Source organism: Chelatococcus sp. XZ-Ab1, from assembly GCF_029309855.1.
Lineage (GTDB): Bacteria > Pseudomonadota > Alphaproteobacteria > Rhizobiales > Beijerinckiaceae > Chelatococcus_A > Chelatococcus_A sambhunathii.
Map to the genome: position 1 here is coordinate 535,385 of NZ_JARKII010000001.1, position 22,968 is coordinate 558,352.

A 22,968-nucleotide genomic window follows, 5' to 3' on the forward strand; every position below is an offset into this window, starting at 1 on the left:
CGCCCTGAATGGAATCAAGAGCCTCCACGGCCGTTTGCTGCGCGAATGAGGCTGCCGCGCGGCGGAAAGACGGTCTTCGCGCCATCATTTCGGTGTTGCATTGAAGCAACCATGGCAATTCGGTGGCGAATGTTGCATCTGCTGCCCTTGTTATCCCGGGGCGTGCACTCGATATAGGCTCCTGCCAAACGTCCTTGAGCGGTAGCGTCTCTTTCTCCCCTTGCTGAACTGGTGGATTTCCATGCGCGCGATGCGTCCCCTTTTCCTTTCGCTCATCGTCGCTGGGCTGGCGGCATGTTCCGACACCGGCGGGCAGCAGGCCGGGCAGGGCGCTCCACCGCCTCCCCCGGTGACGGTCGCCAAGCCGGTCGTGAAGCAAGTTGTCGAGCGCGACGACTTCACGGGCCGTTTCGCAGCGGTCGACATGGTTGAGGTGCGCTCGCGCGTCTCGGGCTATCTCGAGCGCGTGGACTTCGAGGACGGCGCCAATGTCAAGGCCGGCGACGTGCTCTTCGTCATCGACCGGCGGCAGTACAAGGCCGCGCTCGACCAGGCTCAGGCAACCCTCGTGTCCGCCCAGGCGCGGCTCAACTTCGCCGAGAGCGATCTGGAGCGCGCCGAATCACTGCGCCGCACGGGCAACATCTCCGACCAGTTGCTCGACCAGCGGCGCCAGAACTTTCTCACTGCCAAGGCCGAGCTCGACCGGGCTCAGGCGGCGATGCAGGAGGCGAGCCTCAACTACGAGTTCAGCGAGGTCAAGGCACCGATCTCGGGCCGCATCAGCCGTCGCTTTGTCAGCGTCGGCAATCTCGTCAACGCCAATGACACGCTGCTGACCACCATCGTCAGCCTCGATCCGATCTACTTCTATTTCGACGTCGATGAGCGCTCGTTCCTGGCGTACAACCGTGTTTTCAACCTCGATGCGTCCAACGGCTCGGGCGAGCCGGTCGCGGTCCAGATCGCGCTGACGGACGAGACGAAGCCGGCTCGCGAGGGCAAGCTCGACTTCGTCGACAACCGGCTCGACGAGGCGAGCGGCACCATGCGCCTGCGCGCCATCGTGCCGAATGCGGAGCTGTTCATCACGCCGGGCCTCTTCGGCCGCGTCTCGGTGCCCGGCTCGCCGCCCTATCAGGGCGTGCTCGTGCCCGACGAGGCGATTGCCACCGACCAGGAGCGCCGGCTCGTCTGGGTTGTCGGCGAGGACAACACGGTCAAGGCGCAGCTCGTGCGCCCCGGTCCGCGCATCGACGGCTACCGCCTGATCCGGGAGGGCCTGAAGGGCGACGAGACCATCGTCGTCAACGGCCTTCAGCGCGTGCGTCCCGGCGCGGCGGTCGCGCCCGAGATGACGACGCTGCCGCCGACGCGCTGACGTTCCCTCTTGACGCCGCGGCCGCCGGCACGGCCGCCCGCATTCCCGCTGGAGTTCTCCGCGATGAAGTTCCCGCATTTCTTCGTCGACCGGCCGATTTTTGCCTCCGTGCTGTCGATCGTGACGCTGCTCGTCGGCTTCATCGCCTACGCCAACCTGCCGGTTGCGCAATATCCCGACATCGCCCCGCCGACCATCGTCGTCAGCGCGCAATATCCAGGCGCCGACGCCAAGACAGTCGCCGAGACGGTGGCGACGCCGATCGAGCAGGAGGTCAACGGCGTCGAGGGCATGCTCTACATGTCCTCGTATTCGACGGCCGACGGGACGATGCAGCTCACGATCACCTTCGACATCGGCACCGATCTCGACCAGGCGAACGTGCTCGTGCAGAACCGCGTGTCCGTCGCGCTGCCGCGGCTGCCGGAAGAGGTGCGCCAGCTCGGCGTGACGACGCGCAAGAGCTCGCCGAACTTCCTCATGGTTGTGCACCTCCTGTCGCCGGACAACACCTTCGACGAACTCTATCTCTCGAACTACGCCCTCATCCGGGTGCGTGACCAGCTTCTGCGCCTCGAAGGTGTCGGCGACATTACCGTCTTCGGCGTGCGCGAATATTCGCTGCGTGTCTGGCTCGATCCCAACCGCCTGTCGTCCTACGGCCTGTCGGCGGGCGACATCGTGCAGGCGCTGCGCGAGCAGAACGTGCAGGTCTCGGGCGGCGCGCTCGGCCAGCAGCCGGCGCCGGCGGACCAGGCTTTCCAGATAACGGTACAGACGCAGGGGCGCTTCAGCGACGTACGCCAGTTCCGCGATATCATCGTCAAGGCAGGCGAGGGCGGGCGGCTGGTGCGTCTGCAGGACGTGGCACGGGTGGAGTTCGGCGCCCGCGACTACGTGACGAACTCCTATCTCGACAACAAGCAGGCCGTTGCCATCGGCATCTTCCAGCGCCCGGGCACCAACGCTCTCCAGGCATCGGAAGACGTCATCGCGAAGATGGAGGAGATCAAGAAGGATTTCCCGCCCGGCATCGACTACACGATCGTCTACAACCCGACGGAATATATCGCGGCATCGGTCAAAGAGGTCTACAAGACCCTTTTTGAGGCAGTCCTGCTCGTCATCATCGTTGTCGTCGTCTTCCTGCAATCCTGGCGCACGGCGATCATTCCCATCGTCGCCATTCCGGTGTCGCTGGTCGGCACCTTCGCGGTGATGGCGCTGATGGGCTTCTCGCTCAACACGCTGACGCTGTTCGGCCTCGTGCTCGCCATCGGCATCGTGGTCGACGACGCCATCGTCGTGGTCGAGAACGTCGAGCGCAACATCGCCCTCGGCATGTCGCCGCGCGATGCCGCGCACGAGACGATGGATGAGGTGGGCACGGCGCTCGTCTCGATCGCCCTGGTGCTGTCGGCGGTGTTCATCCCGACGGCGTTCATCCCGGGCATTTCCGGGCGGTTCTACCAGCAGTTCGCACTGACCATCGCCGTCTCGACGATCATCTCGGCCTTCAATTCGTTGACGCTGTCGCCGGCCCTGTGCGCGCTCCTCTTGAAGCCCCACGACCCGCACCATCAGCCGCGCTCGCTGCTCGCGCGCATCGGCAATCGGCTCGCGGGCGGTTTCAACCGGGGCTTCGACAAGGCCTCCAACGGCTATGCACGCTCCGTACGCGGGCTTGTCGGGCGCAAGTCGGTGCTCGTCCTGGCGCTTGCCGTCTATGGCGGCCTCGTCGCGGCGACGGCCCATATCACCCAGCGCGTGCCGACGGGCTTCATTCCCGCGCAGGATCAGGGCTATCTCATCGTCGTGCTGCAACTGCCGGACGGCGCGTCCCTGTCGCGCACGGATGCGGTTGCCAAGCGCGCCAGCGAGATCGCCATGCAGGTACCAGGCGTCGCCCATGCGGTCGGCATCGTGGGCCTCAACGGCGCGACCTTCACGACCAACTCGAACTCGGCCGTGATCTTCGCGACGCTGACGCCCTTCGAGGAGCGCCTGCCTCAGGGGCTCAACGCCAATGCCATCGCCGGCCAGCTCATGGGCCAGCTTCAACAGATCCAGGAGGCGTTCACCATCGCCATTCCGCCGCCGCCCGTGCAGGGCCTCGGCAATGCCGGCGGCTTCAAGCTGCAGCTGCAGGACCGCATCGGGCTCGGGATCGAGCAGCTGCTCGCGGTGACGCAGGAGGTGATGATCGCGGCCAACCAGAACCCGAACGTGACCCGCGTGTTCACGACTTTCGGGGCCAACACGCCGCAGATCTACCTCGACATCGACCGCACCAAGGCGCGCATGCTCGACGTGCCGCTGGCGAACGTGTTCGAGGCGCTGCAGATCAACCTCGGCTCCGCCTATGCGAACGACTTCAATGCCTTCGGCCGCATCTACCAGGTGCGCGTGCAGGCGGACGAGCGTTTCCGCATCGAGCGGTCGGACATCGAGCGCCTGAAGGTGCGCAGCGCCAACGGCGCGCTCGTGCCGCTCGGTTCGCTGGTACAGATCCGCGACGTCGCGGGGCCCGTGCTGATCCAGCGTTACAATATGTTCACCAGCGTCCCGCTGCAGGGTGACGCGGCGCCGGGCGTGTCGACGGGTGCGGCGCTCGATGCCATGGAGCAGGTGACGAACACCACCGTGCCGCCAGGCGTCGGCTTCGAATGGACGGACCTCGCCTTCCAGGAGAAGGCAACGGGCAACACGGCGATCTTCATCTTCGCGCTCGCCGTCGTCTTCGTGTTCCTGGTGCTGGCCGCCCAGTACGAGAGCTGGGCCCTGCCGCTCGCCATCGTGCTCATCGTGCCGATGAGCGTGCTGGCCGCCATGATCGGCGTGACGCTGCGGGGGATGGACAACAACATCCTGACGCAGATCGGCCTCGTGGTGCTCATCGGCCTTGCGGCGAAGAACGCGATTCTCATCGTCGAGTTCGCCAAGCAGGCGGAGGAGCAGGGCAAGAAGCCCGTGGAGGCGGTGGTCGAGGCGGCGCGCCTGCGTCTGCGGCCCATCCTGATGACGGCCTTCGCCTTCATTCTCGGCGTCGTGCCGCTCGTCATCGCCAGCGGCCCGGGCGCCGAGATGCGCCAGGCACTGGGCACGGCCGTCTTCTCGGGTATGCTGGGGGTGACGTTCTTCGGCCTCTTCCTGACTCCGGTCTTCTACATCGTGCTGCGCTATCTCGTGATCGCGCTGCGCGGCGGCCGCCGGGGCCTCAGGGAAGCCTCGCAGTCGGCGGGGGGCGAGGCCAGCTGACCGAAACGACCGACGAAAGGACCATGCGATGCGTGCGATGAAGTTCGGTGTGGGGCAGGCGGTGCGGCGCGTCGAGGACGCGCGTTTCGTGACGGGGACCGGACGCTACACGTCCGATATCGCTGCCGAAGGCATGGCCCACGCCGTCGTCGTGCGCAGCCCGCACGCCCACGCGCGCTTCGCGATCGAGAACGTGGCCGAGGTGCGCGCCATGCCAGGCGTGCTCGCGGTCTACACGGCTGAGGACGTCGCCCATCTCGGCGACATCCCCTGCCTCGGCCCGGTCAAGAACAGCGACGGCAAGCGCATGGTGCTGCCGCCGAACCCGGTGCTGCCGAAGGACACCGTGCGCCACATCGGCGAGGCCGTGGCCTTCATCGTGGCCGAGACGGAAGCGGCCGGGCGGGATGCGGCGGAAGCGCTCGCCATCGACTGGGAGCCGCTGCCGGTCGCCGTCGGCATGGAGGCCGCGCTCGCCGAGGGCGCGCCGCTGGTCTGGCCCGAGGTGCCGGGCAACGTCGCCTTCGACACGCACCACGGCGACAAGGCGAAGACCGACAAGGCCTTCGCCAAGGCCGACCGCGTCGTCTCGCTGACGCTCGTCAACAACCGCCTCGTCGCCAATTATCTCGAAACGCGCGCCTGTCTCGCCGAATATGACGCCGGCAAGAGCCGCTGGACCCTGACGCTCGGCAGCCAGGGCAGCCACGACATCCGCGACATTCTCGCGAGGCACATCTTCAAGGTCGAGCCCGGCAATATCCGCGTCGTCACGCCGGACGTCGGCGGCGGCTTCGGCACCAAGATCTTCATGTATCGCGAATATCCGCTGACGATGTTCGCGGCCGAGCAGCTCGGGCGGCCCGTGCGCTGGGTGGCCGAGCGCTCCGAGCATTTCCTCGGCGACACGCAGGGGCGCGACAACGTCACGACGCTCGAGATGGCGCTCGACCGCCGTGGCCGTTTCCTTGCCATGCGCGTCGACCTCAAGGCCGATCTCGGCGCCTATGCCTCGCAGTTCGGGCCCTATGTGCCGGCGGCCGGGGCGACCATGTCGCCGGGCTGCTACGACATACCGGCGATCGATGTGCGCGTGCGCGGCATCTATACCAATACCGTGCCGGTGGACGCCTATCGCGGGGCCGGCCGTCCCGAGGCCGCCTATGCCATCGAGCGCTTCGTCGACTACATCGCCCACACCATCGGCAAGGCGCCGGATGCGCTGAGAGCGCTCAACTTCATCAAGCCCGAGAAGATGCCCTACAGGACCTCGACCGGCCGGGTCTACGACACCGGCGAGTTCGAGGGGCATCTGCGCCGCGCGCTCGAGGTGGCCGACCATGCCGGCTTCAAGGAGCGGCTCCGCGCCTCGCGCAAGAAGGGGCTGCTGCGCGGCATCGGCATGGCCTCCTATATCGAGGCCTGCGCCGGCGGCGGGCCCGAGGCCGCAGAGGTGCGGATCGAGGAGGGCGGGTCGGCGACAGTGCTGATCGGCACCCAGTCGACGGGGCAGGGGCACCTGACGGCCTATGCCCAGCTCGCTTCGCAGCAGCTCGACCTGCCGATGGACCGGATCCGCGTCCTGCAGGGCGATACGGATGCCATTGCGACCGGGAGCGGCACGGGCGGCTCGCGCTCCATCCCGGTCGGCGGCGCCGCCGTGCAGAAGGCCTCGATCAGCCTTGTCGCGAAGCTCAAGCAACTCGCCTCCGAGGCGCTGGAGGCCGGGCCGGCGGATCTCGAGATCGCCGCCGGCGGCGTGCGCATCGCCGGCACCGACCGCGGCCTCTCCTTCGCCGAGATTGCCACGCTGCCAGGCGCGAGCGCGGACATGCTCAGGGCCCGCGAGGACTGGACACCGCCGGCCGACACCTATCCCAACGGCACCCATGTCGCCGAGGTGGAGGTCGACCCCGAGACAGGCGCGGTCACGATCGTGCGCTACACGGTTGTCGATGATTTCGGCGTCACCCTGAACCCGTTGCTGCTTGCCGGGCAGGTGCATGGCGGCGCCGTTCAGGGCATCGGCCAGGCACTGCACGAACGCGTCATCTATGACGAGGGCGGCCAGCTCGTCACTGCCTCGCTCATGGACTATCGCCTGCCGCGAGCCGACGACCTGCCCTCCTTTACCTTCGAGACGCGCAACGTGCCGTCGACGACGAATGTGATGGGCATGAAGGGGGCTGGCGAGGCAGGCGCCATCGGGGCGACGCCCGCCACGATGAATGCGGTGATCGATGCGCTGCACCGGGCCTACGGCATTGCGCATGTCGACATGCCGGCAACGCCCGACCGCATCTTCGCGGCCATCCGCGAGGCTGAGGCGCGGCGGGCGGCATAAGGCTCCGCGCGGGAGCCACGCGGGGCTTTTGGCCGAAACGGGCGGGGAGAACGCCACCGGTTCACGAGCTCGTCATTGGAACGACGCCAGAGCATGCGCTTTCTATCCGCCGGGTCTGGCGGCGCCGACTGCCGGCGAGTCGTTTGGACGAGGGAGAGAGGACGCATGAAGCTGATCGTTACGGCTGCTGCCGTTGTCGTCATTGGGGCCACGGCCGCGCTGGCGCAGGAAAACGTCATCGGGCAGCGCCAGCAGCTGATGAAGGATGCGGGGGCCGCAACGCGGACGGGCGCCGCCATCGCCAAGGGCGAGGCGCCGTTCGAGCTCGAGAAGGCGCGACAGGTGCTGACGACCTACGTCACGGTCGCGGAAAAGGCGGTGACGCTGTTCCCCGCCGGCAGCGACGTGGGCGAGACGACGGCCGCGCCGGCGGTGTGGCAGGACAATGCGGGCTTCAAGGCGGCCTTCGCCAAGTTCGAGGCGGATGCGCAGCAAGGCCTGTCGTCGACCAGCGACCTCGACAGCTTCAAGGTCGCGTTCGGTACCGTCACGAAGAACTGCGGCGGCTGCCACGAGACCTTCCGCATCAAGAAGAACTGAGGCTGGCATGCGGCGGGCGCTCTCGGCCGTTGTCGGGCTCGCGATCATCGGCGCCGGGGCCTTCTGGGTCGCGACGAGCCCGGCGCTGACCGCCTCCGGGGCCGACGAGGCGCCCGGCGGAGCGCCCGATCTCGCCAATGGCGAGGCTATGTTCTACGCCGGCGGCTGCACCTCCTGCCATGCGACGCCGGGGCAGGACGACAAGCTGCGCCTCGGCGGCGGCCATGCGCTCGAGACGACGTTCGGCACCTTCCATGTGCCGAATATCTCGCCGCATCCGCGCGACGGTATCGGCGCCTGGAGCGAGGCGGACTTCATCCGCGCCATGCGCCAGGGTGTCTCGCCCGACGGCGAGCACTATTACCCGGCCTTCCCCTACACCTCCTATCAGCGCATGGCGGCCGCGGACCTGCGCGACATGTTCGCCTTCATCCGCACGTTGGCGCCCGTGGAGGGTGAGGCGCCGGCGCACGACCTTGCCTTCCCCTACAACATCCGCCGCGGCATCGGGCTGTGGAAGCTCGCCTTCCTCGACGGGGAGGCGTTCCAGCCGGACGCCTCGAAGAGCGCGGCCTGGAACCGTGGAGCCTATCTCGTCGAGGGACCTGGGCATTGCGCCGAGTGCCACAGCCCGCGCAATGTCCTCGGCGGCATCATAGCAGAGGCGCGCTTCGCCGGCGGCCCGTCGCCGGATGGCAAGGGGTCCGCGCCCAATATCACACCGTCGCCCGACGGCATTGGCGGCTGGTCGAAGAGTGAGGTGGTCGAGCTCCTGACGAGCGGCTTCACGCCGGAGTTCGATTCGGTCGGCTCCACCATGGCGCCGGTTGTCGGCAACACGGCCAAGCTGCCGCAGGCCGACCGCGAGGCGATGGCCGAATATCTCCTGTCGCTGCCGCCGCGGCCGAAGGCGACGCAGCAGGCGGGCGCTCTCAGTCCATCACTGCGGCCTTGAGGATACAGACCATCACCGCACGGCCGGGGGTGTTGCCGATGCAGCGCACGGTATGCGGCCGGTCGCAGCGGTAGCGCAGGCTCTCGCCGGTCCTCGCCTGCTGCACCACGCCGCCAACCTCGACCTCGAACTCCCCCTCGAGAACGGACAGGCACTCGACGGAGCCGCGCTGGTGGCTGTCCGAGTCCAGAACGGCGCCAGGCTCCGCCTGGACGTCGTACCACTGCAGCCATTCCACCGTTTTGATCCAACCGATGATGGCGAGCCGCATCTTGCCGTCGTCGGAGACGAGGATGGGCGTGTCGGCGCGGGAGGATTTCTGGATGAAGGGCTCGTCGTCGGCGCTCGACAGGACGCGATCGATGGAGATATCGAGCGCCTGGCTGAGGCGCCAGATGGTGGCGAGCGTCGGGTTAGTCTCGTTGCGCTCGATCTGGCTGATGATCGACTTGGCGACGCCCGACTGCTCGGCGAGCTCCGATAGCGACAGGTTGTAGGCCTTGCGCAGGCGCTGCACCGTCTTGCCGAGCTGGCCCGAGAGCATCTGGGCGCCAGCTTCCAGAGCCTTGCTGCGATCCTTGCCTTCGACGGCCATGCGACAGGTCCTTGAGTTCCGCTAAAGCGGACGGATGTTTGAAAGGTCGGACGCAATGTGGCCGACCGGAGACGGCGGATCAAGCGCGGACTGCATCCGGGCCGTCAACGTGTGGGTGATCAGTGCGTCGCGAGTGCTGCTGCCATGCCGGCGGCAAGCCCGGCCCAGGCACGACCGCTTTCCTGTGCGGCGGCGTAGCTCCGGGCGATCCGTCCGGCGAGCGGGCTCGTCGCAGCGATGTTGGCGAGGATATCGCCGGCCGCCTCGCGCGCCGCGTCGAGCACCGGCTTGGGGAACAGCGGCGTGCGCACGCCGTGCCGCTCGACGAGCACCTTGAGCGCCTCCCCATTGAGGCGCGCGGCGTCGGCGAGGGCCTCGGCATGTTCGGCGCGGCAGGCGTCACGGACGATAGCGCGCAGATCGTCGGTTAGGTCGTTCCACGCCTTGAGCGAAACGAGGCACTCGCCGGCACCGTTCGGCTTGTTGAAGCCCGGCGCGTAATAGAGCTGCGTGGCCCGGTGCAGCCCGAGCGCGAGGTCGCTCGACGGGGCGAGGAACTCGACCGCATCGATAGCCCCGGTCGACAGGCTGGTCGCGATCTCGCCGGGCGGCAGCGTCACGGGCGTCGCGCCGAGGCGGCGGAAGACCTCGCCGCCGAGGCCTTGGACGCGGATGCGCAGGCCGTTGAGGTCGTCGGGGCTGCCGATCGCCCTGCGGAACCAGCCGCCCATCGAGGGGCCGGTGTTGCCGGCGAGGAACGCGCGGACGCCGGATGGGGCATAGAGCTCGTCCCACAGCGCCTGACCGCCGCCGATCTCGATCCAGGCCAGATGCTCGATCGGCCCGAGACCGAAGGGCACGCTGGTGAAGAAGACGGCAGCCGGCATCTTGCCCTGCCAGTAGAAGGCGGCGGTATGGGCCATCTCCACCACGCCGCCCGCCACGGCGTCGAAGACCTCGAAGGCGGGCACGATCTCGCCGGCGGCGAAGACGTCAATCACGAGGCGTCCGCCGCTGGCGGCGCCGATGCGGTCGGCGAGGCGCTGGGCCGAGACACCGGGGCCGGGCAGGTTGCGCGGCCAGGAGGTGGCCATACGCCAGCGCCAGCGTGTCTCGGCCCGCACGACGGCCGGGACCGACAGGATGCCGGCGGCCGCAAGGCCGCTGCTGGCGAGGAACCGGCGGCGGTTGGTCCGCATGGCGTCGCTGTTGACCTTGCTCATGTCAGTTTACCCACCACTGGTGGAAGTGGTGGACGGGGCCGTGGCCGGCGCCGATGGCAAGCCGCTCGCTCGCCGCGATGGCCGCGCTGACATAGGCCTTGCCGCCGGCCACCGCTTCTTCGAGCGTCGCGCCACGGGCGAGCTGGGCGGCGATGGCGGAGGAGAGGGTGCAGCCGGTGCCGTGCGTGTTCTTGGTCGCCACGCGCGGTGCCGAGAAGCGGTGCACACCATCGGGCGTGACGAGAAGGTCGGTGCTGTCGGCGCCGTAGCCGTGGCCGCCCTTGACCAGCACGGCCTTCGGGCCGAGCGCCAGGATGCGCTCGCCCACGGCCTGCATCGCCGCCTCGTCGTGCGGCACCGGCATGTCGACGAGCGCGGCCGCCTCGGGCAGGTTGGGCGTGACGAGGAGGGCACGGGGCAGCAGCAGGCTGCGCAGGTTGTCGACGGCGGCCGGCGCCAGCAGTCTGTCGCCGCTCGTCGCCACCATGACGGGATCGACGACGATGCGCGTCGCGCCGTGGCGGTCGAGCCCCTCGGCGACGGCGGCAATGACGTCGGGCTGCGAAAGCATGCCGATCTTCACCGCGCGCACGAAAAGATCGGAGAAGACCGAATCGATCTGCTGCGCCACGAAGGCGGCGGGCACGTCGTGGATCGCCTGCACGCCGAGCGTGTTCTGCGCCGTCAACGCCGTGATCACGCTGGCGCCATAGACGCCGAGCGCCGAGAAGGTCTTGAGATCGGCCTGAATGCCGGCGCCGCCGCTCGAATCGGAGCCGGCGATGGTCACAGCGATCGCTGCCATGGTTCCGTGTTTCCTTCCCTCAGCGTCCGGCGTCGGTCGCGCCGCGAGCCGCAAGCGCCCCGTCGACGATGCCGCGCAGCTTGCGTGCTGCCGCCTCCACGTCCTCTCTCATGAAGAGGGCAGAGATCACGGCTATGCCGTCGGCGCCGGCGCCGATGACGGCGGAGGCGTTGGTCGCATCGATGCCGGCGATCGCGCCGACGGGCAGGCCGGGCCGTGTTCCGCGAGCGCTGTCGACGAGTCGCGCGAGACCGGCGAGGCCGACCGGCGGATCGGGATTGTCCTTGCTCCCGGTGGCGAAGACCCCGCCGATGCAGCCGTAGTCGACCGGCAGGGTGGCGAGCTCCCCGAGGTGAGCCTGCGTCTTCAGCGTGACGCCGATGATGGCCTGCGGACCGAGCAGGCGGCGGGCATCGGCGGCGTCCATGTCGTCCTGGCCGACATGGACGCCGTCCGCACCGGCAGCGAGCGCGACGTCGACCCGATCGTTGACGAGCAGCGGCACGCCGGTGCCTGCGAGGGCCGCCTTGATGGCGCGGGCGCGGGCGACGAGGTCGCGCGTGCCGGCGTGCTTATCGCGGTACTGGACGAGGGTAGCGCCGCCTGTGGCCGCCGCACGGGCGAGGTCGGCCAGGTTCCGGCCGCGCGTGCGCTCCGGATCGAGGATGGCATAGAGCCTGAGGTCGACCTTCATTGCTCGCACCTCAGCCGGGCGGCGATGGCCGCGTCGTCCAGCGCGTCGAGCGCATCGAGCAGCAGGGGCGGAAAGGTGCCGGGCCCGCCGGCCTTCTCGCCAGCGACCTCGGCGGCGATGCCCATGATGGCAAGCCCGGAGGCCGTGGCGAGAAGCGCGTCGTCGCTCACGGCGAGGCAGGCGGCGACCACAGCGGTGGCCGCGCAGCCCATGGCCGTGACCCGGGCCATCAGCCGGTGGCCGTTGGCGATGAAGATCGAGTGCCGCCCGTCGGTCACGATGTCCGTCGGCCCGGTCAGGGCGACGATGCAGCCGCGCTCGCGGGCAAGGTCGATGGCGCCCTTGCGGTCCGCGGGCCGGCGCGCCAGGGCCTCGAACTCGGCGGCGTTCGCGCGCAGCACCTTCGGCTTGCGGGCGAGAAGCTGCTGGGCGATGGCGAGGCGGCGGGGCGAGGCGTCGACGAACACCGGGTCGAGCAGCCAGGGCAGGGCCGCGTCCTCGGCCGCCGCGATGGCGAGCGGGATGGCGGCGCGGCGCTCCGTATCGAGGGTGCCGAGGTTGACGAGCAGCGCATCGGCGCGGCGCGTGAAGTCGGCGACCTCGTCGGCGACGACGGTCATGGACGGCACGGCACCGGCCGCGAGCAGCATGTTGGCGGTGAAGTTCTTCGCCACCGCATTGGTGATGGCATGGACACGCGGCTGCCGTCCGCGCAACCGCACGAGGATCTCGTGGGCGACATGGGCGGAGAAATCGCCGGATCGCATGGTCCTGTCCGTCCGCCCGGGCGGGGGCCCGTCGTTTCGCATCTCGCATTCCTCCGCCGGCACGACCCGGTTCAGGTTCGGTGGGTTGACGCATTGCGCCTCTCAGCCCGGCCTTATGGGCACCCCAAGGAGATCAGTGTGGCTTTAAGGCGGCTCGCCGTGCAATGCAAGCGCGGCTCAGGTGGCGCGCGGCGGGGCGGCGGCGTTGGCGCGGCGGCGCTCGAGGCCGAGGCGATGCTCGCGCCAGATGACGAAGAGGCCGGAGCCCATGACGATGGACGAGCCGATGATGACGGCCGGCACCGGCAGCTCGCCGAAGATGAACCAGCCGATGAGGATGGCCCAGATCATGGTGGTGTATTCGAACGGCGCGACCAGCGAGGCATCGGCATAGCGATAGCTCTGCGTCAGCAGGATCTGCCCGAGGCCGCCGAGAATGCCGATGCCGACGAGGATCGAGAACTCTGTGAAGGTCGGCGCATTCCAGCCGAGCACGATGGTGGACAGGCCGAGCAGCGTCGTCAGCATGGAGAAGTAGAAGACGACCGCGCCGGTCTTCTCTGTGCTGATGAGCCGGCGCACCTCCACCGTCGCGCCCGCGGCGCAGCAGGCCCCGACCAGCGCGAAGACGGCACCGATGGCCGCGCCGTCGCCAAAACCGTTGACGAGCACGCTCGACTGGAAATGCGGCGTGAGCATGATGAGCACGCCGACAAAGCCGACGGCGACCGCCGTCCAGCGATAGACCCGCACTGTTTCCTTCAGCACGAGCGCCGCGAGGATGACGACGATCAGCGGTGCCGTGTAGCCGATCGAGATGGCATCGGGCAGGGGCAGGAACGACAAGGCGAAGAAGCCGCAGAACATGCCCGTGGAGCCGATGACGCCGCGGCGGGCGTGGCCGAGGATGTTCTTCGTGCGTACCGCGTCGATCAACTCGCCGCGCCAGCCGAGCCACAGGAGGAGCGGCACCAGCGCGAAAGCGGAGCGGAAGAAGACCAGTTCCCCGGTCGGAAACGCCGTACTGACGAGCTTGATGCCCGCTGACATCAGGGTGAACGAAAGCGCCGAGAGGACTTTAAGGCCAATGCCTAGGAGGGGATTCACGACACTCTGCCGCCTTGGATACAGGCGTAACCAAACCACGAAACATCGGCTTGCCCAAGGCCCGCCGCGGCAAGCCTGTCATGCGCCGGGGGCACGGGAACGGAGCACGTCATCAAAGTGAGATGTGAATCGGCTCTTTAGGGTCAACGCGATCAGACGGACGGATCTGCCCCCGTGTCCCAAGAAAGCGACGCTGTCCGCGTCCGGACCTTGTTCATCTCGGACGTCCACCTCGGCACCAAGGGGTGCCAGGCGGAGCTGCTGATCGACTTCCTGCGCCACTATGATGCCGACACGGTCTTCCTCGTCGGCGACATCATCGACGGTTGGCGGCTGAAGTCGGGCTGGTACTGGCCGCAGGCCCACAACGACGTGGTGCAGAAGCTGCTGCGCAAGGTGCGCAAGGGGGCGCGCCTCATCTATGTGCCCGGCAACCACGACGAGTTCCTGCGCGACTATGTGGGCAGCAATTTCGGTGGCATCGACATCGTCGAACACGCCATCCACGAGACGGCGGACGGCAAGCGCTATCTCGTCATCCACGGCGATCACTTCGACCTTGTGGTGCGCCACGCCAAGTGGCTCGCGCTTCTTGGGGACTGGGCCTACGGCGCGGCGCTGACGATCAATACCTATCTCAACGTCGTCAGGCGGCGGCTCGGTCTGACCTATTGGTCCTTGTCTGCCTGGGCCAAGCTCAGGGTCAAGAATGCCGTGAACTACATCGGCCGCTTCGAGGAACTGCTCGCCTCGGAAGCGCGGCGGTACGAGGTGGACGGCGTCATCTGCGGTCACATCCACCATGCCGCGATGCACGAGGATTTCGGCGTGAGCTACATCAATACCGGAGACTGGGTGGAATCCTGCACCGCGCTTGTCGAGCATTACGACGGGAGCCTCGAGATCCTCAACTGGGCCGGACGCATGCCGCAGCGCGCTGCCATGGCGGGCGAACCGGTTGCCGACCAGCCCCCACGCGCCGCGAAGGCGGCCAGGGTGGCGGCATGATGCGCGTCGTCATCGCCAGCGACGCCTGGCGTCCGCAGGTCAACGGCGTGGTGCGCTCGCTGGAGAACGTGGCGGCCCATGCCTGTTCGCTCGGCGCGGACGTGCATTTCGTCACGCCCGACGCCTTCAGGACCGTGCCCCTGCCGTCCTACGGCGAAATCCGACTGGCACTCGCCGGCACCCGCCGGATGCGTCGCATGCTCGCCGAACTGAAGCCGGATTTCGTCCATATCGCGACGGAGGGGCCGATCGGGCTCGCCATGCGGCGCGTGTGCCTCGCCGAGGGCCGTGGCTTCACGACAAGCTATCACACACGTTTTCCGGAATATCTGTCGGCGCGCCTGCCGGTGCCCGAGCGCTGGGGCTACGCCGCCCTGCGACGCTTCCACAACGCCGGCGCGGGCGTCATGGTGAGCACGCCGACGCTGGCGCGGGAGCTCGGCGCGCGCGGCTTCGCCAATATCATGCGCTGGTCGCGCGGCGTCGACGCCGACCTGTTTCGCCCCAGGGCGGATGCACGTGGCGCGCTCGGCGTGCCAGCGCCGGTCTTCCTCTATGTCGGCCGCGTCGCAGTGGAAAAGAACCTAGAGGCCTTCCTCAAGCTCGACCTGCCGGGCACGAAGGTGGTGGTGGGCGACGGGCCGGCGCGCGCCCGCCTGCAACAGAGCTTCCCGCAGGCGCGCTTCTTCGGCACGCTGACGGGTGAGACGCTGGCGGAGGTCTATGCCGCGAGCGACGTCTTCGTCTTCCCGAGCCTGACCGACACGTTCGGCATCGTGCTGCTGGAGGCACTGGCCAGCGGGTTGCCTGTCGCCGCTTTCCCCGTCACCGGCCCGCTCGACGTGGTGGGGGGCACCGGCTGCGGGGTCCTCGACATGGACCTGCGCACCGCAGCGCTCGCGGCGCTCGACATCGACCGCAGCCTCTGCCGCGATCTGGCGCTCACCTACAGCTGGCGGGCGAGCGCGGGCCAGTTCTTCGACAACATCGTGCAGGCGAACGCCTCGGCGGGCGGCGTGCCGCTGGCCGCCTGACCACACGCTCAGGTGAAGCGGCGCAGCTTCTCCTGCCAGCTCAGGGCGTCGAAGGCGGCGAGCACGGACGGCTCGAAGCGCGGCTCGTCGCTCTTCTGCGCCGTCTCCTGCCGCTGCGGAACGGGCTGTGGCGCCTCGTCCCGGGCAAGCGCCGCGCTGCCGCGGCGCGTGTTGCCGGGATCGACGAAGACGACATTGCCGGCATAGCGCCGCACCCGTGCGGGCTGCACCTCTCCCGGGCTCGGCGCGGTCCGCGCGACCGGCGGTTCGTCTGACGGCGACGCCTCCTGCGCTGGTTGAGCCGGATGGCTCGCGGCATCGTCCGGGCGTGATGTTTGCGAGGTCGTTTCCGGCGCAGCGGACATGCGGGCGGGTGCGTCGGTGCGTCGGCGGCGCAGGCCGTTGTCGCTGCCACCGGGCAGGCTCACGACGACGTCGGGCTTGTCGCGTCCGGCGCGGGGCGCTTCCTCGCGCGGGGCGAGGCCGCGCAGGCGCTGCTCGACACTGGCGAGGAGCGCGAGCGCCTGGCCGAGGCGGCGCACGGTGATGTCCTGCATCAGGCCGAGGGTGTGCAGGTCGCCGGCATGCTTCTCCAGCGCGGTGCACAGCGTCTCCTCGGCGCCACGCTCGCGCAGCGCCCAGGCAAGGTCCTGGATCTGCTCGGTGGCGTTCGCCATGCCGTCGGCGGCGGCGCGGGCGGTGCGAAGCACGGGATCGGTGCTCTCGTCCGCCTCAGGCACGGGATCGTCCCGCCGCGTGGCTGCGATCGCGGCCTGCCCGGTCGCGACGAGCGCCGCGATATCCGCGATCTCGGATTCGAGATAGACGAGCCGGGGCGAGCGCCCGGGAATGGCGCCTTGCATCTTCTCGATCGCCCGCAGCACGGAAAGCGTGTCGCTGTTGCGGTTGCGGCGCGCGAACTCGTTGAGGAACCAGCGCCCGCGCTCGCTCTCCATCACCGCGGCCTCGATGGCCTCGTAGCTTGCATCGTCGAGCGGCTTGTCGCTTTCGGTCATGCGGCCCGTCCGTACTCGTTTCACTCACACGCAGCGCCGCCGCTCAGCACAGCGACGACAGGCGACAGGCTAGTGCAAGCATCTGAACGATCCCTTACGGCTCGATTGCGGCCGATGCCGCGATTCGCCGTTCGACGCGCCGGATGCCGGCGCGGGGAGCCTTCCGATGGATGGCCTCGTTCGCCTGTGTCTGCTCAATGCCGTCATCTTCGTCGGCACCGGCCTCTATCTGCCGTTCTTCCCCGTCTGGCTCGAAAGCCGCGGGCTCGATGCGGCGGCCATCGGTCTCGTCCTCGCCATCCCGATGGTGGTGCGCATCCTCGCGACGCCCTTCATCACCGCGCTGGCCGACCGGCACCTGCCGGCCGGCGTGCTGCTCGCCATTGTAAACGCAGGCCTTCTCGCTGCCTATGTCCTGCTGGCACAGACCGGGGGGCTGGCCAGCATCATGACCGTGATGGTCTTCGTCGGCTTGTGCATGGCGCCGCTCATCCCGCTGACCGATGTCACGACCACGGCCTATCTGCACGGGCGGCCGCGGCTGAGCTACGGCGGCATCCGGCTCTGGGGCTCGGTCGCTTTCCTCGTCACCAATCTCGCCGGCGGGGTCCTGCTGACGGTCCTGAAGGCGGATGCCTTCGTCTGGCTGCTGGCGACGGTGGCGGGCCTCGGGGCCGTGGCGGCGCTCGCCGCGCCGAGTGGCGGGCAAGAGCTACCGGTCGGCGCGCCCAGCGTCGCCCATGCACCGCGTCGGCAGCGCGGGGCGCTGTTGGCGCTCGTCATGGCCGCAGCCAGCGTGCAGGCGAGCCACGCCATGATCTACGCCTTCGGCACCCTGCACTGGCGCGGGCAGGGGCTTTCGGGCAATGCCATCGGCCTGTTGTGGTCGCTTGGCGTCCTCGCCGAGATTGCTCTCTTCGCGCGCCTGGGGCCGCTCATCGGCACAGTGGGGCGGGGGCTCGCCTGCGTCGCTCTCGGCGGCGGGGCAGCGCTCGCCCGCTTCGCGCTGATGGGGCTCGATCCCGGATTCGCCGGGACGCTGGTGCTGCAGCTTCTGCACGGCCTCAGCTTCGGCGCCACGCATCTCGGCACCATCGCCGCCATCACCGGGCTCGCGCCGCGCGGCGCGCGGGCGCGCTGGCAGGGCATCCTGACGGCCTGCAACGCCGGCGCCATGGCCGCGGCGACCATGGCGAGCGGTCCGCTCTATGGGGCCTCCGGCGCGGGCGGCTATTTTGCCATGGCGGGGCTCGGCGCGCTCGGCATGCTTCTCGCCTTCCTCGCCGCGCGGCGGGTTTCTCAGCCCCAGAGCAGGGAGGAGGGCGGCGAAACCGTGCTGCCGTCATAGACGAGGCCGTGCGGTCGGTCGCGCGCCAGCAGCAGCGGCCCGTCGAGATCGACGAAGCGGGCGCGCGGCGTCAGCAGCATCGCCGGCGCCATGGCGAGCGACGTGCCCACCATGCAGCCGACCATGATCGCGAAGCCCTGAGCCTCGGCCTCGGCGGCGAGCCTGAGGGCCTCGGTCAAACCGCCCGTCTTGTCGAGCTTGATGTTGACCGCGTCATAGAGCGGCCTGAGCCTCGGCAGGTCCGCCCGAGTGTGTAGGCTCTCGTCGGCGCAGACCGGTATGGAACGGCCGATATCGGCCAGCACGGCGTCCTCGCCCGCCGGTAGCGGCTGCTCGACGAGGGCGACGCCGTTGTCGGCCGATGCCTGCAGCAGGTCCGCCAGAACGTCAGGTCGCCAGCCCTCGTTGGCGTCGACGATGAGCGTCGCATCGGGCGCGGCGGCGCGCACGGCCTCGAGACGCCGGATGTCGCCCTCCGGCTTGCCGAGCTTGATCTTGAGGATGGTGCGCTCTCGCGCCGCACGCGCCGCCTCGGCCATCGCCACCGGCTCGGCGAGGCTGATGGTATAGGCCGTGGTCGCCTTGCCGAGGCGGTCGATGCCGGCGAGGACGTGGGCCGGCAGGCCGGCGCGCTTGGCCTCGAGATCCCACAGGGCGCAGTCGAGCGCGTTGCGGGCGGCGCCTGCCGGCATCGCCTCCTGCAGGGCTTCGCGATCGAGACCGGCGGCGATCGCCGGGGCAAGCGCCTCGATGGCGGCGGCGACGCCCTCGACGGTCTCGCCATAGCGGGCATAGGGGACGCATTCGCCGCGCCCGGTGCGACCTGCCTCGGTGATGGTGGCGGTGACGACGACCGCCTCCGTACGGCTGCCGCGGGCGATGGAGAAGACGCCGGCGATGGGAAAGCGCTCGATCGTGACGGAGAGCTTGCGGTCGGTCGTGGACATCTCTTGTTCCCGGCAAGGACACGGCGGGGTTGCGATAAAGCCACAACCGCCAGCGCAAGGCACGCACAATGGCCGGCGGGCAGGAATTCCGCGGTGCATTTGTCGACAGTCACGGTTCCGGCGCGTTATCACGGTGCCTGGATTCGACGGGGAGCGCACCCTGGACGAGGCATGGCGGGCATCGAGGCGATGAATTCAGGACCGGCGATCGCCGTCGACGAGCGCGGCGGTGATATGCGCTTCGTCGTGTCCGGGCGCTGGACGGCGCCCCATGCCGCCGAGGTGGAGCGGCTCGCCGCCATGCTTCTGGAGGAAGCCCGCGGCGGCGGCAGCGTACGCATCGACATTTCGGAGATCGGGCGGCTCGACACGCTGGGCGCTTGGGTGCTCGATCGGACGCGGCACGAACTGGGCGACCGGGGCCAGCGCGCCGATTTCGTCGGTGCCCGCCCGGAGCATCAAACGCTGCTCGACGAGATCGCCTATCGCGGCTTCCAGGAGCCGAGCCGCGCGAAGAACTTGCACATCGTCGACTTTCTCGTCGACGTCGGCCGCACGGTCGTCGAGGTGGGCAAGGACTTCGTGCGCGGCGTCAGCTTCCTCGGCGAGGTTGTCGCGGCCTTGGTCGTCGTGCTCTTCAATCCCCGCCGCTTCCGCTTTCCCGCGCTCGTTCACCAGTTGGAACACATCGCCTTCCGCGGCGTGCCCATCATCGCGCTCATCTCCTTCCTCGTCGGGGCCATCGTGGCGCAGCAGGGCATCTTCCAGCTGCAGCGCTTCGGGGCGACGCCCTTCGTGGTTGATCTCGTCGGCATCCTTATCCTGCGCGAACTGGCGGTACTCCTTACATCGATCATGATCGCCGGCCGCTCGGGCAGCGCCTTCACGGCCGAGATCGGCTCGATGAAGATGCGTGAGGAGGTGGATGCGCTGCGCGTGATGGGGCTCGACCCGGTGCAGGTGCTGATCGTGCCGCGCGTGCTGGCGCTCATCATCGGGCTGCCACTGCTGACCTTCCTGTCGATGATGTCGGCGCTGCTCGGCGGCGGTCTCGTGGCCTGGGTCTACGGCGGCATCAGCCCCGAGATCTTCCTCGCCCGCCTGCAGGGGGCGATTGTGCTTTCCACCTTCCTCGTCGGCCTCATCAAGGCGCCTTTCATGGCGCTCGTCATCGGCCTCATTGCCTCGCTCGAGGGGCTCGCCGTGCAGGGCTCGGCGGAGTCGCTCGGCCGGCAGGTGACGTCATCGGTGGTAAAGTCCATCTTCATGGTGATCGTGGTCGACGGTCTCTTCGCCATGTTCTTCGCGGCCATCGATTACTGACATGGATGATACGCCCCAGAACTCCGCCAGAACCGCCGACGAACGCGAGCGCGAGGTCGTCATCCGCGTGCGCGGGCTCGAGGTCGGCTTCGGCGAGAAGACGATCATGAAGGGGCTTGATCTCGACGTTTACCGTGGCGAGATCCTCGGCTTCGTCGGAGCCTCGGGAACCGGCAAGTCCGTGCTGACACGCGCGATCCTCGGCCTTGTGCCGAAGCGGGCCGGCACCATCGAGGTCTTCGGCGAGGATCTCGACGGCCTCAATCCGGCCTCGCGCAGGGCCATCGAGCGCCGTTGGGGCGTGCTGTTCCAGCACGGGGCACTGTTCTCCTCGCTGACGGTGAGGCAGAACGTGCAGGTGCCGATGCGCGAATACCTCGACATGTCCGACCGGCTGCTCGAGGAACTCGCCATGCTGAAGATCGAGATGGTGGGCCTCAGCCCCGACGCGGCGGACAAATATCCCTCCGACCTGTCGGGCGGCATGATCAAGCGCGCCGCGCTCGCCCGCGCGCTCGCCCTCGATCCCGAAATTGTGTTTCTCGACGAACCGACGTCAGGCCTCGACCCCATCGGGGCGGGCGACTTCGACGACCTCATCGCCACCCTGCAGAAGACTTTGGGGCTCACGGTTTTCATGGTAACCCACGACCTCGACAGCCTCCATTCGGTCTGCGACCGTATCGCGGCGCTCGGGGAGGGGCGAATCATCGCATCGGGAACGATCGAGGATATGCTGGCCTCGGATCACCCTTGGGTGAGGGCCTATTTCCACGGCAAGAGAGCCCGGGCCGTGATGGCCGAGTGAGAAAGAGACGACAGGCGGTATGGAGACACGGGCCAATTACGCTCTGATCGGATTGTTCACGCTGGTGGTCATTGCCGGCGCCTTCCTGTTCGTCTACTGGTTCGCCGGGGCAGACGTGCGCGCCAACCGCGTGAGCTATCGCATCGTCTTCTCCGGCTCCGTCTCCGGCCTGTCGCGTGGCTCCCTGGTACTGTTCAACGGTCTCAGGGTCGGCGAGGTATCGAACATCGAGCTTCTGCCCGAGGACCCGCGGCGCGTGGTCGCGCGCGTCGACGTCGACCGCACGACGCCGATCAATACCGACACCAAGGCGCGGCTCGAATATCAGGGGCTGACCGGCGTCGCCAACATCCAGCTCACCGGCGGCAATCCCGACGCACGGCCGCTGGAAGCCGGACCCGGCCAGCCACTGCCGACGATCTTCGCCGACCGCTCGGATTTCCAGGATCTTCTGGAGACGGCACAGCGGCTCGCGGGCAAGGCGGACGACGTATTGACGAAGTTCGACCGCATCGTCGGCCAGGCCGAGGATCCGATCACCCGCACGGTGCAGAACGTTGAGCGGTTCTCCGGCGCACTCGCCGATAACGCCCCGGGTCTCGAGCGGCTGCTGGGCAATGCCGCCGACCTGTCGAAGCGGCTGGAGACGCTCGCTGCGAATCTCGATGAGGTGGTGACGGCGGTACCGCCGGACCGCGTGACGCGCATCGTCGACAATGTCGATCGCTTCACCGCGGCGCTCGGCGATTCGAGCGGCGACATCGAATCGACGCTGAAGGACATCGCCTCGATCTCGAAGAAGCTCGACGTCGCGGCGGACCGTGTCGACGGCGTTCTCAAGGCAGCGGAAGGCTTCCTGTCCTCGCCCGAGGGCAAGGGCGCCTTCGAGGAGGTGGCGGAGGCCGCCCGTTCCATCCGCGTGCTGGCCGACAACCTCGATAAGCGCACGGCCGAGATCACGGCCGGCATCAACCGCTTCACCGGCCCCGGCCTGCGCGATTACGAGGCGCTGGCGAGCGAAGGGCGCCGCACCCTCAACGAGATCAACCGCGTGCTGCGCAGCGTCGAGCGCAACCCCCAGCAGTTCATCTTCGGCAGCAAGCCGGGATTGCCAGCCTACAGTGGTCGCTGACATGAACCGCAGATCGTCTGCCGCTTCTTCCGGCGGCTCCGTTCGCCCCGGCGCCTGCGCGCTGCTCGTGGCGGGGCTCGTCCTCGCCGGCTGCGCCGGCCCGGCGCCCGCGACGTTCGATCTCTCGGCGCCACGCGAGGTGACGGGGGCGGCCCGCATCGGCGGTGACCAACTCATCGTCACCGAGCCGCTGGCGCTGCAGACGCTCGATGGCAGCGCCATCATCGTCAAGGGTGCGGACGGCGCCGTCTCGCAGCTCGACGGCGTGCAATGGGCCGACCGGCTGCCCAAGCTGGTGCAGACGCGCCTGATCCAGACCTTCGAGAACGGCAGCCGCCTCGGCCGTGTGGCGCGCCCCGGCGACGGGGTCGTCGCCAATTACGCGCTCGGCAGCGAAATCCGCCGCTTCGAGGTGTCGAGCGCGTCGTCCGAGGCTGTGGTCGAGATCTCGGCGCGCCTCATCGAGACGGTCAGCGGCCGCGTGGTCTCGGCCAAGATCTTCTCGGCGCGTGTGCCGGTTGCCGGCATCACCGGGCCAGGGGCAGCGCGCGCGCTCGACGAAGCGCTGTCGTCAGTGCTGCTGCAGATCGTGCGCTGGTCGCCGGCACGGGCGTGACGGGTGG

General features: G+C 68.6%; 20 protein-coding genes and 1 riboswitch. Of the genes, 12 read left to right on the forward strand and 8 right to left on the reverse strand.

Features of this window, described 5'->3' with window-relative positions:
- The first annotated feature begins 241 nt into the window (after nt 1-241).
- From P2T65_RS02605 to P2T65_RS02625, 5 genes are all read left to right on the forward strand, one after another.
- On the forward strand, nt 242-1,381 hold the full coding sequence (locus P2T65_RS02605) for an efflux RND transporter periplasmic adaptor subunit (protein WP_210165955.1): 1,140 nt from the start codon (nt 242-244) through the stop codon (nt 1,379-1,381).
- 63 nt (nt 1,382-1,444) lie between these two features.
- Nucleotides 1,445-4,639, forward strand: a complete 3,195-nt coding sequence (locus P2T65_RS02610; protein ID WP_055457881.1) for a multidrug efflux RND transporter permease subunit — start codon at nt 1,445-1,447, stop codon at nt 4,637-4,639.
- A 28-nt stretch (nt 4,640-4,667) separates the two neighbouring features.
- The gene (locus tag P2T65_RS02615) at nt 4,668-6,983 is read left to right on the forward strand and encodes a xanthine dehydrogenase family protein molybdopterin-binding subunit (protein ID WP_063189189.1); all 2,316 of its coding nucleotides are present in this window, start codon (nt 4,668-4,670) and stop codon (nt 6,981-6,983) included.
- Between the two features lie 165 nt (nt 6,984-7,148).
- A complete protein-coding gene (locus P2T65_RS02620) occupies nt 7,149-7,583 on the forward strand; it encodes a cytochrome c (protein WP_055457388.1) in 435 nt (144 codons plus the stop codon).
- A 7-nt stretch (nt 7,584-7,590) separates the two neighbouring features.
- A complete protein-coding gene (locus tag P2T65_RS02625) occupies nt 7,591-8,538 on the forward strand; it encodes a cytochrome c (protein WP_276199135.1) in 948 nt (315 codons plus the stop codon).
- Here the strand turns inward: P2T65_RS02625 and P2T65_RS02630 are convergent.
- The 6 genes from P2T65_RS02630 to P2T65_RS02655 all read right to left on the reverse strand — a co-directional run bounded on the left by P2T65_RS02630 (nt 8,516) and on the right by P2T65_RS02655 (nt 13,768).
- The gene (locus tag P2T65_RS02630; RefSeq protein WP_276199136.1) at nt 8,516-9,133 is read right to left on the reverse strand and encodes an XRE family transcriptional regulator; all 618 of its coding nucleotides are present in this window, start codon (nt 9,131-9,133) and stop codon (nt 8,516-8,518) included. The genes P2T65_RS02625 and P2T65_RS02630 overlap by 23 nt on opposite strands.
- A gap of 119 nt (nt 9,134-9,252) precedes the next feature.
- On the reverse strand, nt 9,253-10,356 hold the full coding sequence (locus P2T65_RS02635; protein ID WP_276199137.1) for a TRAP transporter substrate-binding protein: 1,104 nt from the start codon (nt 10,354-10,356) through the stop codon (nt 9,253-9,255).
- Between the two features lies 1 nt (nt 10,357).
- Entirely contained in the window at nt 10,358-11,161 is an 804-nt protein-coding gene (gene thiD / locus P2T65_RS02640) for a bifunctional hydroxymethylpyrimidine kinase/phosphomethylpyrimidine kinase (RefSeq protein ID WP_276199138.1), read from the reverse strand.
- A 19-nt stretch (nt 11,162-11,180) separates the two neighbouring features.
- The gene (gene thiE / locus P2T65_RS02645) at nt 11,181-11,855 is read right to left on the reverse strand and encodes a thiamine phosphate synthase (protein ID WP_055457383.1); all 675 of its coding nucleotides are present in this window, start codon (nt 11,853-11,855) and stop codon (nt 11,181-11,183) included.
- Nucleotides 11,852-12,622 (reverse strand): hydroxyethylthiazole kinase, encoded by a 771-nt coding sequence (thiM, locus tag P2T65_RS02650; RefSeq protein WP_276199139.1) that lies wholly within the window; start codon nt 12,620-12,622, stop codon nt 11,852-11,854. The genes thiE and thiM overlap by 4 nt, the downstream gene beginning before the upstream one ends.
- 30 nt (nt 12,623-12,652) lie before the next feature.
- A riboswitch (TPP riboswitch) is annotated at nt 12,653-12,759 on the reverse strand.
- A 40-nt stretch (nt 12,760-12,799) separates the two neighbouring features.
- A complete protein-coding gene (locus tag P2T65_RS02655; protein ID WP_071923992.1) occupies nt 12,800-13,768 on the reverse strand; it encodes a DMT family transporter in 969 nt (322 codons plus the stop codon).
- A 135-nt stretch (nt 13,769-13,903) separates the two neighbouring features.
- Between P2T65_RS02655 and P2T65_RS02660 the strand changes: the two genes are divergently transcribed.
- Entirely contained in the window at nt 13,904-14,737 is an 834-nt protein-coding gene (locus P2T65_RS02660; RefSeq protein WP_055457381.1) for a UDP-2,3-diacylglucosamine diphosphatase, read from the forward strand.
- Nucleotides 14,737-15,771 (forward strand): glycosyltransferase family 1 protein, encoded by a 1,035-nt coding sequence (locus P2T65_RS02665; protein ID WP_055457879.1) that lies wholly within the window; start codon nt 14,737-14,739, stop codon nt 15,769-15,771. The genes P2T65_RS02660 and P2T65_RS02665 overlap by 1 nt, the downstream gene beginning before the upstream one ends.
- An 8-nt stretch (nt 15,772-15,779) precedes the next feature.
- Here P2T65_RS02665 and P2T65_RS02670 read toward each other — a convergent pair whose 3' ends face one another.
- Nucleotides 15,780-16,787 (reverse strand): hypothetical protein, encoded by a 1,008-nt coding sequence (locus P2T65_RS02670; protein ID WP_055457380.1) that lies wholly within the window; start codon nt 16,785-16,787, stop codon nt 15,780-15,782.
- A 166-nt stretch (nt 16,788-16,953) separates the two neighbouring features.
- Between P2T65_RS02670 and P2T65_RS02675 the strand changes: the two genes are divergently transcribed.
- Nucleotides 16,954-18,135: an MFS transporter gene (locus P2T65_RS02675; protein ID WP_276199140.1), complete on the forward strand. Its 1,182-nt coding sequence runs from the start codon at nt 16,954-16,956 to the stop codon at nt 18,133-18,135.
- Here P2T65_RS02675 and dgcA read toward each other — a convergent pair.
- Nucleotides 18,087-19,082 (reverse strand): N-acetyl-D-Glu racemase DgcA, encoded by a 996-nt coding sequence (dgcA, locus tag P2T65_RS02680; protein ID WP_063189177.1) that lies wholly within the window; start codon nt 19,080-19,082, stop codon nt 18,087-18,089. The genes P2T65_RS02675 and dgcA overlap by 49 nt on opposite strands.
- A 171-nt stretch (nt 19,083-19,253) precedes the next feature.
- Between dgcA and P2T65_RS02685 the strand changes: the two genes are divergently transcribed.
- Genes P2T65_RS02685 through P2T65_RS02700 form a run of 4 tightly spaced genes read left to right on the forward strand, consistent with a single transcriptional unit; the run spans nt 19,254 to nt 22,961 of the window.
- Nucleotides 19,254-20,405 (forward strand): MlaE family lipid ABC transporter permease subunit, encoded by a 1,152-nt coding sequence (locus P2T65_RS02685; RefSeq protein WP_082464649.1) that lies wholly within the window; start codon nt 19,254-19,256, stop codon nt 20,403-20,405.
- 1 nt (nt 20,406) lies between these two features.
- Nucleotides 20,407-21,213, forward strand: coding sequence for an ABC transporter ATP-binding protein (locus P2T65_RS02690; RefSeq protein WP_055457377.1), 807 nt, complete (start codon nt 20,407-20,409; stop codon nt 21,211-21,213).
- Nucleotides 21,214-21,232: 19 nt separating this feature from the next.
- Nucleotides 21,233-22,345: an MlaD family protein gene (locus P2T65_RS02695; RefSeq protein ID WP_055457376.1), complete on the forward strand. Its 1,113-nt coding sequence runs from the start codon at nt 21,233-21,235 to the stop codon at nt 22,343-22,345.
- Between the two features lies 1 nt (nt 22,346).
- Nucleotides 22,347-22,961 (forward strand): ABC-type transport auxiliary lipoprotein family protein, encoded by a 615-nt coding sequence (locus P2T65_RS02700; RefSeq protein ID WP_055457375.1) that lies wholly within the window; start codon nt 22,347-22,349, stop codon nt 22,959-22,961.
- Nucleotides 22,962-22,968: the final 7 nt, after the last annotated feature.

What these genes read in the sequence shown, in the direction of transcription:
- P2T65_RS02695 (WP_055457376.1), top strand. Translation starts at nt 21,233, where the DNA reads ATGGAGACACGGGCCAATTACGCTCTGATCGGATTGTTCACGCTGGTG.
- P2T65_RS02610 (WP_055457881.1), top strand. Translation starts at nt 1,445, where the DNA reads ATGAAGTTCCCGCATTTCTTCGTCGACCGGCCGATTTTTGCCTCCGTG.
- P2T65_RS02675 (WP_276199140.1), top strand. Translation starts at nt 16,954, where the DNA reads ATGGATGGCCTCGTTCGCCTGTGTCTGCTCAATGCCGTCATCTTCGTC.
- thiE (WP_055457383.1), bottom strand. Translation starts at nt 11,855, where the DNA reads ATGAAGGTCGACCTCAGGCTCTATGCCATCCTCGATCCGGAGCGCACG.
- P2T65_RS02625 (WP_276199135.1), top strand. Translation starts at nt 7,591, where the DNA reads ATGCGGCGGGCGCTCTCGGCCGTTGTCGGGCTCGCGATCATCGGCGCC.
- P2T65_RS02605 (WP_210165955.1), top strand. Translation starts at nt 242, where the DNA reads ATGCGCGCGATGCGTCCCCTTTTCCTTTCGCTCATCGTCGCTGGGCTG.
- P2T65_RS02630 (WP_276199136.1), bottom strand. Translation starts at nt 9,133, where the DNA reads ATGGCCGTCGAAGGCAAGGATCGCAGCAAGGCTCTGGAAGCTGGCGCC.
- P2T65_RS02665 (WP_055457879.1), top strand. Translation starts at nt 14,737, where the DNA reads ATGCGCGTCGTCATCGCCAGCGACGCCTGGCGTCCGCAGGTCAACGGC.
- P2T65_RS02635 (WP_276199137.1), bottom strand. Translation starts at nt 10,356, where the DNA reads ATGAGCAAGGTCAACAGCGACGCCATGCGGACCAACCGCCGCCGGTTC.
- P2T65_RS02620 (WP_055457388.1), top strand. Translation starts at nt 7,149, where the DNA reads ATGAAGCTGATCGTTACGGCTGCTGCCGTTGTCGTCATTGGGGCCACG.
- P2T65_RS02685 (WP_082464649.1), top strand. Translation starts at nt 19,254, where the DNA reads ATGGCGGGCATCGAGGCGATGAATTCAGGACCGGCGATCGCCGTCGAC.
- P2T65_RS02700 (WP_055457375.1), top strand. Translation starts at nt 22,347, where the DNA reads ATGAACCGCAGATCGTCTGCCGCTTCTTCCGGCGGCTCCGTTCGCCCC.
- thiD (WP_276199138.1), bottom strand. Translation starts at nt 11,161, where the DNA reads ATGGCAGCGATCGCTGTGACCATCGCCGGCTCCGATTCGAGCGGCGGC.
- P2T65_RS02690 (WP_055457377.1), top strand. Translation starts at nt 20,407, where the DNA reads ATGGATGATACGCCCCAGAACTCCGCCAGAACCGCCGACGAACGCGAG.
- P2T65_RS02615 (WP_063189189.1), top strand. Translation starts at nt 4,668, where the DNA reads ATGCGTGCGATGAAGTTCGGTGTGGGGCAGGCGGTGCGGCGCGTCGAG.
- dgcA (WP_063189177.1), bottom strand. Translation starts at nt 19,082, where the DNA reads ATGTCCACGACCGACCGCAAGCTCTCCGTCACGATCGAGCGCTTTCCC.
- thiM (WP_276199139.1), bottom strand. Translation starts at nt 12,622, where the DNA reads ATGCGATCCGGCGATTTCTCCGCCCATGTCGCCCACGAGATCCTCGTG.
- P2T65_RS02670 (WP_055457380.1), bottom strand. Translation starts at nt 16,787, where the DNA reads ATGACCGAAAGCGACAAGCCGCTCGACGATGCAAGCTACGAGGCCATC.